Consider the following 12,238-nt stretch of genomic DNA (forward strand, 5'->3'; position numbering starts at 1 on the left):
GGTTACATCACGTTTCATTTTCGATGACATCGGGTAAGTTTACCAAGTCCATCCAGAGACGATGCCGGCAGTTTTCTCTAACGTAACCGCGCGTATGTACTCTCAGAAATAACGAAAGGAGCACCCCTGACTTCGGGATGCTCCTTACAGAATCTCTTTTGTTTAATGCTGGATGACCGCCGTCTGCTGACTGCCGTTCCAGTCTACAGAAGCTCCAAGCGACTCCCCTACGAAACGGAGCGGCACCATAGTGCGGCCGTTAATAATCTCTGCCGGCTGGTCGAGAGATACCGTCGTTACGGAGGTATAGGCGGTGGAGCTGCCAATAGTGAGTGACACTTTCTGTCCGTTGAGCGTTCCGGAAACCGTCTGACTGCTGCTATTCCACTGAACCGATGCCCCGAGCTCTTCAAAGATCGCCCGCATCGGTACTAACGTACGTCCATTTTTCAGGATCGCCGCCTGATCTGTATCAATACCGCTGCCGTTGACCTGAACATTTACTTCTTCATAAGAAGGGGTGCTGCTGGATACAGACGCGACTTCTTGTGACTGGTTCTGAATTACACGCCGTGCGCCTATATATCTTGGATTCCAATAAACGTTGCTGAGACTTGCAATCGATACGCCTCTGGAAGAAGCTGAATGAATAAATTGATTGTTCCCTATGTATATGCCGTTGTGCGTAGGGCCGCCTCGAGTATCAAAGAAAACCATATCTCCAGGCTGCAGATTGGAACGGGAAACCCGCTGTCCTACCTGATACTGCTGTGCTGCTGTCCGCGGAAGATCAATACCTACAGATTTGAAAGCGTACTGCGTAAATCCGGAGCAGTCAAATCCTCTTGTTGTTGTTCCACCCCAACGATACGGTGTTCCGAGCTGAGACTTCCCTGTTTCAATGACCCTGTCTGCTGTACTGGAAGCACCAGCCTGCTGATGTTCCCAAAATGGTACAGAAGCGAAGATCATAACCACCACAATCATGATAAACTTCTTCATCATATGTCTCTCCCTACTTTCTCTTTATCTATTTTGACCCCGTTCTTTTTTCTCTATCTGTTTCGTCCACGAGTAATACTGTATCATGAGGAATTACGCTTTAGGTTACAACAAGATAACAAACTGATGTTATTCCTATAACGCTTTATATCAGAAGAATAGAGAAGGAGCTGATTATGCTTCCATTAAAACAGCGCCACCAGTACATGATGCAGACCGCTTTGTTTCTTGAAAAACACTATCATATCAACGAAAGGCAGGCTTACAGATGGATGAAGGGAGCTGATATTCATCCGAAGTCGGACTATTTTATTGAACAATCTCCACTGCCTCCGCCAAAGGCAGCAGCCGGGACATTATATGCCAAAAACAATAATCTGTAATGTAAATGTCATCGTTGTATTAATTCTGTATTGGTGTAAAGAAATAATCATATGAAACACGGACAGAAAGAAAAACGATGGCCTTCTCCTGCATAGGGAGCAGAGACCCGCGCACCAGTACGACAGGATTTTCTCTCCCCTGCCGCGGGCACTGCCTGTTTCCCTCTGAACAAAAACAGGCTTTGTCGATACTCAAAGGAGCCTGGGACAAAAACCATAATAAAAAGAGGCCCTCCACTTTTCGTGGGGGCCTCTTTTTATTATGATTGATCCTTCCAATGACAATCGCCTGCTGTGTGCAGAACGTAAAGAATCAAAGGAAAAACGAAACAAAATGAATGGTTTCAACAAACGAAAAAATACGAGCTGAAAAAACCTTGCAATCCTCGCTGATCGAAACAGCTCCTCCTAAATGGATCCGGATCCGACTTTCTCGAGAACGATAGGTGATGAGATGAGGGATGGTACTCATGATGGTGAACGTGAAGAAGTGCGCCGCCATGAGCCCATATCGTTATTTCTATCTACATACGAAACGCTTCCGACAACCCCCAGGGATCATCGGAAGCGATTTTTCCTTATTTCGACCTTTTTTGTTCCAGCCATCGGCTTCACAATCTGTTATTCGGATTGCTGCTTTTCGTTTTTCCACATCAGTGCGAGAGTTCCTTCGCCGGCGTGGACGCCGATGGTAGAGCTGATCTCACCGATGAATATATCAATATCCGAGGATAAAGAGGCAATCCGCTGTTTCATCATTTCTGCTTTTGCAGGAATGTTGCCATGCAGGATCTGTACGCGATCCACGGGCCCCCGATCCAGGGCTTCCTGCAGCAGCTCCAGCATGCGGTTCCAGGCTTTTTTCTCTGAGCGCACCTTTTGATACAAATCGAATTTGCCTTCCGTTGTAATCCGGATGATCGGCTTGACTTGAAGAAGGCTGCCGATCAAGTACTGGGCTCCGGACATTCGTCCACCTTTATGAAACTGTTCGAGACTGCCGAGAAGGATATAGTTTTCCGACCGTGCAGCGGATTCCCGAAGCGCTTCTGCAATCTGCGATGGTGCTTCGTCCTCTTTCATCCGCTCCATGCCTTCTTCTATCAGCGAAGTGATAGCGTAAGACATCGACAGTGAATCGACAACTTCTACCTGCGTTTCTGTCATATCAGCTCCCTGCCTGGCGCTGCTGCATGTTCCACTCAACTCTCCAGATATATGAACGGAAATGACCGCATCATAGGATTCCCCGAGCTTTTGATATAACTCTGCAAACCTCCCTGCCGGCGGCTGCGATGTTTTAGGAATTTCTTTGCTTGCCCGTATTTTTTGATAAAGTGTATCGGTGTCAATATTCACGCCATCTTCATAGCTGTCTGTGCCGAACGTGATTTGAAGCGGCAGCACATGTACATCAGGATGTTCTTCCAGTTCCGGAGTAATAAATGCAGTGCTGTCTGTAACCCATGCGATTGATTGTTTAGTCATCGTCACGTTTCCCCCTCTCAAACTGTCTCTTAAGTATAACGGTTACAACCCTTCATTACTACATGATATTAGTAGATACTAATATTATTTCAGCTTCCTTCATTATATTGTAAAGATGGAGAGTCTTGGCAGACAGAAGGAAAATAGGGGTTACTGAATAACCGATAAACAGGGATGTGACAAGAATAAAAGCACCTCTTTCCGAAGGAGATGCAAGCGAATGTGGCAATGCCATGAAAAACCTTGCATCTTTTAGAAGGAAATGATGGTCTGCGACAGAGGTGCCGTCGGAATTGCGAGACTCCTGCGGAAAAGGAAGCGAGACGAGACCCCGCAGGGCGAATGCCTGAGGAGGCTCGGCAGCTTCTACGCGGAAAGCGAAGCGGTGCAAGTGGCACCTCGGCTATGTAGAACAGGTTATTCAGCAGCCCCTAAAGATAGAAGGGCTTTTCATCTCCCGCTTTCCTTTCGTACGAATCGGGAGACTCTCGACTAAACTAGCTGAACCGACCTGTGCACGTACGAGGGCTGTTTTCCATAACAGCGAAGGCGCCGGAAGAAAATCCTTTCCGGCGCCCGCATCTGCATCTCTTTCTTTTCGTTTTATGAAGATGTTAGAACCATTCCTTTGTTCTCCGGAAATGGCGGACGCCTTTACCGAAGTACCGTCGCCTTCTCCTCCCGAAGCCGGGCGCGAACAGCTGCCTGAGCTGCAGCTACTCTTGCCGCCGGAACACGGTATGGAGAACAACTGACATAATCGAGTCCCGCTCGTTCGCAGAAATCGATAGACGCAGGATCTCCTCCATGCTCGCCGCAGATGCCAGTTTTCAAGTCCGGTTTGGTCTTTCTCCCGAGCCGGACGCCTTCCTCGACCAGCCTGCCGACGCCCTCTTCGTCAATCTGCATAAAGGGATTCCGCGGCAGAACTTCTTCTTCCACATATTGCGAGAGAAATTTTCCTTCGGCATCATCCCTGCTGAAACCGAACGTGGTCTGCGTCAGATCATTCGTGCCGAAAGAGAAGAAGTCGGCTTCTTCCGCTATAGCATCTGCTGTCAGCGCGGCCCTCGGCACCTCAATCATCGTACCGATTTTATACACGAGCTTGACCCCCTGCGCTTGTTCAACAGCAGCAGCTTCTGCCTCCACCAGTTTCCGCATCCGGCGGAGTTCTTCCTTGTGACCGACGAGCGGGATCATGATTTCCGGCTCGGCACTGGACAACGCCGCTGCCTGAAACACTGCTCGTGCCTGCATCGCATAGATTTCCGGATTGGTCATGCCGAGGCGGCAGCCTCTGTGACCGAGCATCGGATTTTCTTCTTCGAGGTGCCGGAGCTGTTCCAGCAGCTTCTCCTCTTCTGCCAGATCGCCTCCGGCGTAGTTGTTCCACTTCTTCTCGGCAATCGAGAGCAGTAGCGCTTCTTTATCCGGCAGGAATTCATGCAGCGGCGGATCCAGCAGGCGGATCGTCACCGGCCGGCCCTGCATTTCTTGGAAGAGACCTTCAAAATCCTGTCGCTGCAGCGGCTCCAGTTGACGAAGCGCTTCACTCCGCTCTGCTTCGGTATCAGCGAGAATCATGTTACGGACAATCGGCATGCGGTCCATTTCCATAAACATGTGCTCTGTGCGGCAGAGGCCGATTCCTTCTGCACCGAATTCCACCGCTTTCGCCGCATCCACCGGCTGGTCAGCGTTCGTTCTGACCTTCAGCCGGCGGCGTTCATCTGCCCAGGTGAGAATCTGCTGCAGTTCATCTGACATGCCGGGCTCGGTCCTTTCTGCTTCGCCGATAAAGACCCGGCCCCCGGCGCCATCCAGCGTGATCATATCTCCTTTTTTCAGCGTGTGCGCTCCCGCTCGAAGGGTTTCTTCTTCCAGGTTGATATGAAGATCACTGCATCCGCATACGCAGGCCTTTCCCATGCCTCGGGCCACGACTGCTGCGTGGCTGGTCATGCCGCCGCGGGAAGTGAGTACTGCTTCCGCTGCAATAATGCCGTGGATATCATCCGGTGTTGTTTCTGAACGGACGAGGATGACGGATTCTCCCCGCTGGGAAGCTTCCGCTGCCTCGTCCGCCGTGAAGACGATGGTTCCTGCTGCCGCTCCTGGTGAAGCAGGAAGTCCTTTCGTCAGCAGCGGCTGGTCTACTTCCTCCGCGATACCGGCGTGGAGAAGCTGATGCATCTGATCCGCATCGATCCGCAGCAGCGCTTCTTCTTTCGTCAAAATCTTCTCTTCCACCATATCCACGGCGATTTTCATCCCGGCCTGCGAAGTTCGTTTTCCATTGCGGGTCTGCAGCAGGTACAGCGTTCCTTCTTCGACGGTAAATTCGATATCCTGCATATCCCGGTAATGCTGTTCAAGCCGGACGCTCAGTTCACGAAACTGGTGAAAAACCTCCGGCATCGCCTGCTCCAGCTCCTGAATCGGATTCGGGGTCCGGATTCCCGCAACAACATCTTCGCCCTGGGCATTGACGAGGTATTCCCCGTACAGGCTGTTCTCACCGGTGGATGGGTTCCTCGTGAATGCCACCCCCGTGCCGGACGTATCCCCCATGTTGCCGAAAACCATGCTCTGCACGTTGACGGCCGTACCGAGGGAATGATCAATGTGATGCACGCGCCGGTAGAAGACAGCCCGGTCGTTATACCAGGATTGAAAGACGGCTTCGACAGCAAGGCGCAGCTGTTCAGCCGGATCCTGAGGGAACGGCTGGCCATGGTGTTCTTCGACGATCTCCTTGTAGACGCGGATCAGATGCTTCCAGTCGTCCGCCTGCAGCTCCGGATCCGCCGTGAAGCCGTACTTCTCACGGTACTTCTCCAGCTCCCGCTCAAAGTAGAACATTTCTACACCGAGAACGACGTCCGCAAACATCTGAACGAACCGGCGGTAGCAGTCGTAAGCAAAACGGGCACTTCCAGTCTGCTCCGCAAAAGCTTCAGCAGTATCATCGTTCATGCCGAGATTCAGTACCGTATCCATCATACCCGGCATGGAAACAACCGCACCGGAACGCACCGATACGAACAGTGGTTTCTCGGGGTCCCCGAGCCCTTTTCCGGTTGTTTCCTCCAAGTCCTGGAGCGCCTGCTTCATCTGCTGCTCGATTGCTTCCGGCAGGGCATGGTTATTCTCATGAAATGCGAGGCATGCCTCCGTAGAAATAGTGAATCCCGGCGGCACCGGCAGCCCTATCCTGGTCATCTCTGCCAAGTTGGCCCCTTTTCCTCCCGCAAGTTCTTTCGATACTGCTTTTTCTTCACTGAACGGAAAGACGAATGCGTTCATGTTATCCGATACCCCTTTCTTTTTGTACAACATCGAGAATATATCCGGCCGTTTCTTCCACAGCCCGGTTCGTGACATCTATTCTCGGGCAGCGCGCCCGCTTCATGACTTTCTCTGCATAATCCATCTCTTCCATGATACGTTCATAGCTGGCATACCTGCCGCCGCTTCCTACTCCCATAGCCTCCAGACGGGTCAGACGGATCTCATGCAGCTTCTGCGGAGAGAGCGTCAGCCCGACGCATCGTCCCGGCGGAAGGGAATACAGCACTTCGGGCACCGTTACTTCCGGGACGAGCGGCACGTTAGCCACCTTCCACTGCTTATGCGCAAGGTACATCGACAAAGGCGTTTTGGACGTGCGGCTCACACCGATGAGCACGAGATCCGCCTGGCGGATCCCTTCTTCAGCGTGCTGGGCGTCATCGTACTTCACGGCAAATTCTACTGCTTCTATCCGCTGGAAATAGTCTTCATCGAGTTTACGGATCATGCCCGGCTCGGCTTTTGGACTTTCCCCGAGGGTCTCCCCCAATACGCTCAGGAGCGGAGAGAGCAGATCTACAGTGTGAATATCGTAGTACTCCCCGAGTTTCTTCATTTCCTGCCGAAGCTCCGGCAGAACAAAGGTATAGGCGGCGATCACCCCATCTTTCCCTGCTTTCTCCATCGTTTTGTACAGCTGGTTCGTGTTGCTGATAAATGGGATACGTTCCACTGATATTTCCCGGGAAATAAATTGGGTCAATGCTGCCTGCACCATGCGGTCCCCCGTTTCGCCAACGGAGTCTGATAATACGTATATTTTCTTCGTCATCATCTCTCCCCTCCTTTTATGTGACATACTAATAAAATATAGTATAACACAATATTTTGCAAGCGCTTTTTTATTCCGCCTTCCGAAAGTTCCGCTGCTTTGCTCCCCCGCTTTCTTTTTCCGGGCTGCCTGAGGCCGAAAGCTTCTCAGCAAACGTGCCGGTCAAACCGACAAGAAGCCCCCGGAAGAATTCCGGAGGCTTCTGCTGCGTCTCTCTATTACCGGTTGTAAATGGCTTCCACTTGATCGCGGAGAGCCCGCTTTAAAAATTTCCCTACCGACGTCTTCGGAATTTCTTCGAAGAAGAGTACATCATCCGGAAGCCACCACTTAGCAAAATCAGGCCGCAGGTGATCCAGCACAGCTTCTTTATCTGCCTCTGCCCCGTCGTGCAGCACGACGCAGGCAACTGGACGTTCCTGCCATTCCGGATCAGGAACGGCCACGACGGAAGCTTCGAATACGGCAGGATGGGCCATCAGGGCATTTTCTAAATCCACCGATGATATCCACTCTCCTCCGCTTTTAATCAAATCCTTCGTACGGTCGACGATTTTAATGACGCCTTCTTCGTCTACCGTACAGACATCTCCAGTATGGAGCCATCCGTCGGAGAAGGCTTCTTCACTTCGTTCATCCTTATAATATTGATCGGCAATCCAAGGACCGCGCAGCTGCAGTTCTCCCATTTCTTCATCATTCCACGCCGCTTCTCCATGCTCCCCGACTACCCGCATTTCAAGCCCCGGCACGAGAATTCCCTGCCTGGCGCGGATATCCAGTTTTTCTTCTGTACTAAGGTCCTGCTGGTAGCTCTTCAGACGGGAAACGGTAGCAAGCGGACTCGTTTCTGTCATGCCGTAGGCGTGCAGAAACGGAACGCCATAGGTTTCTTCAAACGTCCGGATCATGCCTGCCGGGGCTGCCGATCCGCCGCAGAGAACCGCCCTCAGACTGGAAACATCCTGTTTGTTCTGCTCCAGCTCTTTCAGCAGAGCCAGCCAGATGGTCGGTACGCCGGCTGCTACGGTCACCTTTTCAGAGGCGATCATGCCGGCAAGCAGTTCCGGCGTGAAACGCGGTCCCGGCATGACTTGTTCTGCGCCCATCCACACTGCCGCATACGGAATGCCCCATGCATTCACGTGGAACATGGGGACGACCGGCATGATGGAATCTGATTCTGAAACGGCTGCAGAATCAGCGAGGGCAAGACTCATACTGTGAAGCACGGTCGACCGGTGCGTGTATTCCACACCTTTCGGATTCCCGGTTGTGGCTGAAGTGAAGCACATACCTGCTGGTGCCGTTTCGTCGAGATCCTTCCGGAACGACGTCGATGCATCTCCTTCAGCAATCCAGTCTTCATAGGAAAAGACATTCTCTATTTTCGTTTCCGGCAGCGCTTGTTCATCCGTCATGACGATCACTTTCTCAACCGTCGTCAGTTGATCAAACACCTGCTCGACAAGGGGAAAGACGTCATCATCTACGAACAGAAGTTTATCCTCTGCATGATTAATGATAAAAATGATGTGTTCGGCCGACAGGCGGATATTGATCGTGTGTACAACGGCGCCGATACCCGGCACACCAAAATAGAGCTCGAGATGGCGGTGGTGATTCCAGGCAAGCGTTCCTACCTTATCTCCTTCCTGGACGCCGGCTTTCGTGAGCATGTCTGCCAGCTGTCTCGTCCGAGCACCGATCTCCTTGTATGTAATGCGCTGCACTCCTCCTCCAGTTCGTGAGACGACCTCTTTTTTCGGGAAAAATTGTTCCGCTCTCTCCAGCATTTGTGGGATAAGCAGGCTTCCTTTCATCATCGTGCATCCCTCCTTGTCAGAATAAGGCTATTATCGCACGGATGGAAAGCGCTTTCAATGAATGACTATTCATTTGGTTGGCAGAATGGTGCAATTCCCCTATACTGAGGAAAGCAGCAAGGAGGGGATCGTATTGGAATTGACGCCGTCTCTCGCTCAGCGCATCGTCGGTGAAGTGCAGCAGGTACTGCAGGAAGAAATGATCGTCGTTAATACCGAAGCCGAGATTATCGCTGCGGTCAAGCGTGAACGGATTGGTGATTGGCATGGAGGGGCTGCCCTGGTGCTGGAGGAGCCGAAGCAGCTCACCATCACGCCGGCCATGGTGCCGGAGCTGGCTCATGTGAAGCCGGGCATCATTATGCCGCTGATGGCTGATGGCCGCTGTATCGGGGTCGTCGGACTAACCGGCGAACCCGACAACATCCGTCCATTTGCAGATATCGTCCGCCGCATGACAGAACTGATCATTCAGGAGGCTGCACTCATTGAACAGCAGGAATACAGTCGACGCGGACTGACGGCATTTTTTTACGAATGGCTCTACCTCAGCCTGAGCCTGGAGGAAATCGAGCGGAGAGCCTCGCTGCTTCAGGTGCCGATTCATCCGCCGTTCACCTGTATCCTCGTGCAGTGCAGTTCAGAAGCCGAGGCTGAACCGATTGCCCTGCAGCGGCAGATGGAGTCGACCCTGCAGCGTCATCTGCAGCTCCGGTGTTCGGTCCCTTGGGGGATGCACCAGCTGCTTGTACTCGCTGACAGCAGTCAGGCAGACGTGCTGGAACGAATGGAAGAACCGCTGCTGACCGCCTCCCGGGCTCAAGCCGGCGCCGCAGATGTCCATGCGGTTCAAGATTTCCCAGCAGCTTTTCAACAGGCCGTATCGGCGCTGCAAACCGGTAAATCCGGCCTGATCCGCTATGAAACGCTCGTGCTGGAGCAGCTCCTTGCCGAGGTGAGCAGAGAAAGCGCTGCGGATTTCATCCGTAAAGTGACCGGAGGCTTCCGCGGTGATGCGGCTCTGATCGACACCCTCCATACCCTGCTTGATCACGACTTCCAGTTGAAAACAACAGCCGAAGCGCTCCATATTCATATCAACACCCTTCATTACAGAATGCAGAAAATCAAAGAACGAAGCGGATTTCACCCCCGTTCTTCAGAAGGGGCAGCCATGTTCTACCTCGCACGAAAGATGGAGGAACAGCAGAACCCGTTCAGGTAGGAGCGGGAGGCAATGATCTTATACGTACGTTCATCACACGAGAAGAACACAGAACTTTCATAAATAAAGGAGTGCTGTACATGTCAGCTATACACAAGAAGATGCAGATAAAAGAGAACATGGTTCTCTATGTTCCAGCGTCGGTCCCTGCTTTTTTCGAGCAGGAACTCACCGACTGGACGAACACCGTCATCCGCAGCCTCGACAGCACCGTTCCCGACGGAATGATCTTTTTTGTTGAAAACCGGGCAGCTCTCGCAGAAGCAGCGCTGCTGGTCCGGAGCCACCTTCCGGAAGACGGCCTGCTTTGGATGGCCTATCCGAAACGCACTTCTAAACAGTACCAATCTGATATCAATAGAGATGCCGGCTGGGAACCACTCGAAGACCTTTCGCTCAGAGGGGTCCGCCAAATTGCGCTGGACGAAGACTGGTCCGCCCTGCGGTGGCGTCCGGACCCGAAAAAGACCCGCTGACCATCCAGGAGGAGCAGCATGCCGCTTTACCGAATACACGTCGAAAGCGGAAAGCGCTCTTGGTCGGAGCCGCGTATCCCGAAGGTTCGTCAAGGGGAAAACGTGCTCTTCGTTCGTCCAGCGCATGAAGCTGTATTCTTCTTCCTGTGACACCTTTCTTACGAACGTACAAAAGGGCCGTCCCTATGTTTGGGGACAGCCCTTTTATCTCTTCTCAAAAGCAGGACAGCGGCGCTCATGCCCGCTGTACGGCCGGCTCCATTCACCACCGGCCCGGTCTCCTGCTGCCTTATTGACACAGCTCTCTGCCTTCTTCTTCTGTGATACCACGCCTGCAGTGGAGCCGCTGTTCGACACCGGCTATGCCCCAGGCACCATCCACTTCCTCCATGTGAAAGCGGAAGTCCTCGCCTGCCAGTGCGTCGTCACGGAGGCCCCACTGGAGCACGAGCACCTCCGCCCCGGCATCCTCATGTCTACTGCGGACAGCAGTCTCATCGAACGCGTCCGTCCCATCAAACCATCCGGCTTCGCTCATCCAGTCAAACACGAGCCGTTCAGGAGAGGTATACGCACTCGTACCGGAGGCAAAGGCATCGTCGATCTCCATGTCCGCGTCCATCCAAGCAGTAGATCCTGGTTCCCAGTCGTCCATGCCCTCAGGAGGGTCCATGACCATCCAGAGCTGTTCATAGAATCCTTCCGCTTGAAAATCCACGTCCGGCTCTTCATGCTCCAATACTGCCTCTGTTTCTTCTTCTTCCGACGCTTCCAGCTGCTCCTCTGCTTCAGCCAGCTCTTCCTCCAGCTCTTCCACCTCCGCTTCCAGAGCGGCGGTCTCTTCGTCATGCTCTTCCTGCATGGAGGTCAGCTCATCACCATCCTCCGTCTGTTCGTTGTCTGTATCGACGGTCTCCTCTTCCTCCGGCCCCTCTGTCGTCTCCACGTTCGCCTCTTCCTGCTGTTCCTCGTGATTGTTATTCGACTGAGCTGCAGGATTCTCTGCTTCGTTCTCCCCTCCACAGGCTGTGAGCACCAGCGCAGAGGTGAGTATCATGTATTTTTTCACAGCCGCCCCTCCTTTGCCGGGTCACGTAGAACGTTTGAACGGAAATCCTTCAAATGGCAGTGTCAACGGCCCGGTCATGTAATTCTTCTCCCGTTCCGCGGAGAGATATTCTACGTTGAGCGTTTTCTTCTCCGGGTGCAGCGCTTCTCCTTTGACGATGTCGCCAATCGCAATCACAAAATCACCTGAATCAATAATGGAAGAAAGCCGGCATTCAAAATAAGCAACGGCCTCTTTCAAGAGAGGCACTCCTGTCTCTCCATAAAAGAAGTGCTCTTCCCCCAGATCGTTGACTGCATGCGAGCCGGAAAAGAACTGATCATGGAGCTGCTCCTGATCATGCGCAGCCATGCTGAGTCCCCAGACGCCTCCTCGGCGGACGATATCAGTGCCTTCGAACTCTTTCGGGAAACAGGTAATCATGCGCGGAGGGTCATGAGACGCCTGCGTGGTCCAGCAGCCAAAATGGAAATGCGCTTTCTCTTCATCGGCAGTCGACACAAAAAATACACCCCGGGATCGGAGGTCGTATACTTCACTAAACGGGTCTTTTCCTTGTTTGGAATCCATCTGCATCTACTCCCTTTTTCTTTTTTCTTCTTCCTCGATAGAACGATACGTTATTACCGTTCTTTACCCTCCT

General features: G+C 52.5%; 10 protein-coding genes. 3 read left to right on the top strand and 7 right to left on the bottom strand.

The window, feature by feature from the left end; all coding sequences use genetic code 11:
- Positions 1 to 162: 162 nt before the first annotated feature.
- Complete coding sequence (locus tag G477_RS20950; RefSeq protein WP_084406210.1) at positions 163 to 1,002, bottom strand: NlpC/P60 family protein; 840 nt, start codon at positions 1,000 to 1,002, stop codon at positions 163 to 165.
- 176 nt (positions 1,003 to 1,178) lie between these two features.
- On the opposite strand from G477_RS20950, the gene G477_RS0110130 reads away from it, so the two are divergent.
- Positions 1,179 to 1,385 carry a hypothetical protein gene (locus G477_RS0110130; RefSeq protein WP_026697862.1) on the top strand — a complete coding sequence of 69 codons (207 nt, stop codon included), beginning with the start codon at positions 1,179 to 1,181 and terminating at the stop codon, positions 1,383 to 1,385.
- A 621-nt stretch (positions 1,386 to 2,006) separates the two neighbouring features.
- Here the strand turns inward: G477_RS0110130 and G477_RS0110135 are convergent.
- The 4 genes from G477_RS0110135 to G477_RS0110155 all read right to left on the bottom strand — a co-directional run bounded on the left by G477_RS0110135 (position 2,007) and on the right by G477_RS0110155 (position 8,825).
- A complete protein-coding gene (locus G477_RS0110135) occupies positions 2,007 to 2,873 on the bottom strand; it encodes a DegV family protein (RefSeq protein WP_026697863.1) in 867 nt (288 codons plus the stop codon).
- Between the two features lie 654 nt (positions 2,874 to 3,527).
- Positions 3,528 to 6,182: a pyruvate, phosphate dikinase gene (ppdK, locus tag G477_RS0110140; RefSeq protein WP_026697864.1), complete on the bottom strand. Its 2,655-nt coding sequence runs from the start codon at positions 6,180 to 6,182 to the stop codon at positions 3,528 to 3,530.
- 1 nt (position 6,183) lies between these two features.
- Complete coding sequence (locus tag G477_RS0110145) at positions 6,184 to 6,999, bottom strand: pyruvate, water dikinase regulatory protein (protein ID WP_026697865.1); 816 nt, start codon at positions 6,997 to 6,999, stop codon at positions 6,184 to 6,186.
- 218 nt (positions 7,000 to 7,217) lie between these two features.
- Positions 7,218 to 8,825 (bottom strand): long-chain fatty acid--CoA ligase, encoded by a 1,608-nt coding sequence (locus G477_RS0110155; protein ID WP_026697866.1) that lies wholly within the window; start codon positions 8,823 to 8,825, stop codon positions 7,218 to 7,220.
- A gap of 133 nt (positions 8,826 to 8,958) precedes the next feature.
- Here G477_RS0110155 and G477_RS0110160 point away from each other — a divergent pair, with 133 nt between their 5' ends.
- Together G477_RS0110160 and G477_RS19320 are read left to right on the top strand one after the other, a co-directional pair.
- The gene (locus G477_RS0110160) at positions 8,959 to 10,050 is read left to right on the top strand and encodes a CdaR family transcriptional regulator (RefSeq protein WP_026697867.1); all 1,092 of its coding nucleotides are present in this window, start codon (positions 8,959 to 8,961) and stop codon (positions 10,048 to 10,050) included.
- Between the two features lie 80 nt (positions 10,051 to 10,130).
- Positions 10,131 to 10,526, top strand: coding sequence for a hypothetical protein (locus tag G477_RS19320; RefSeq protein ID WP_051287914.1), 396 nt, complete (start codon positions 10,131 to 10,133; stop codon positions 10,524 to 10,526).
- 289 nt (positions 10,527 to 10,815) lie between these two features.
- On the opposite strand, the gene G477_RS20540 is transcribed toward G477_RS19320, so the two are convergent.
- Together G477_RS20540 and G477_RS0110180 are read right to left on the bottom strand one after the other, a co-directional pair.
- Positions 10,816 to 11,595, bottom strand: a complete 780-nt coding sequence (locus G477_RS20540) for a hypothetical protein (protein ID WP_051287916.1) — start codon at positions 11,593 to 11,595, stop codon at positions 10,816 to 10,818.
- 21 nt (positions 11,596 to 11,616) lie between these two features.
- Positions 11,617 to 12,165: a flavin reductase family protein gene (locus G477_RS0110180; protein WP_035211786.1), complete on the bottom strand. Its 549-nt coding sequence runs from the start codon at positions 12,163 to 12,165 to the stop codon at positions 11,617 to 11,619.
- Positions 12,166 to 12,238 lie beyond the last annotated feature (73 nt).

Origin of the sequence: Alkalicoccus chagannorensis DSM 18086 (genome assembly GCF_000429725.1) — a bacterium.
Lineage (GTDB): Bacteria > Bacillota > Bacilli > Bacillales > Salisediminibacteriaceae > Alkalicoccus > Alkalicoccus chagannorensis.

What these genes read in the sequence shown, in the direction of transcription:
- G477_RS0110180 (WP_035211786.1), bottom strand. Translation starts at nt 12,165, where the DNA reads ATGGATTCCAAACAAGGAAAAGACCCGTTTAGTGAAGTATACGACCTC.
- ppdK (WP_026697864.1), bottom strand. Translation starts at nt 6,182, where the DNA reads ATGAACGCATTCGTCTTTCCGTTCAGTGAAGAAAAAGCAGTATCGAAA.
- G477_RS19320 (WP_051287914.1), top strand. Translation starts at nt 10,131, where the DNA reads ATGTCAGCTATACACAAGAAGATGCAGATAAAAGAGAACATGGTTCTC.
- G477_RS20950 (WP_084406210.1), bottom strand. Translation starts at nt 1,002, where the DNA reads ATGAAGAAGTTTATCATGATTGTGGTGGTTATGATCTTCGCTTCTGTA.
- G477_RS0110130 (WP_026697862.1), top strand. Translation starts at nt 1,179, where the DNA reads ATGCTTCCATTAAAACAGCGCCACCAGTACATGATGCAGACCGCTTTG.
- G477_RS0110135 (WP_026697863.1), bottom strand. Translation starts at nt 2,873, where the DNA reads ATGACTAAACAATCAATCGCATGGGTTACAGACAGCACTGCATTTATT.
- G477_RS0110145 (WP_026697865.1), bottom strand. Translation starts at nt 6,999, where the DNA reads ATGACGAAGAAAATATACGTATTATCAGACTCCGTTGGCGAAACGGGG.
- G477_RS0110155 (WP_026697866.1), bottom strand. Translation starts at nt 8,825, where the DNA reads ATGATGAAAGGAAGCCTGCTTATCCCACAAATGCTGGAGAGAGCGGAA.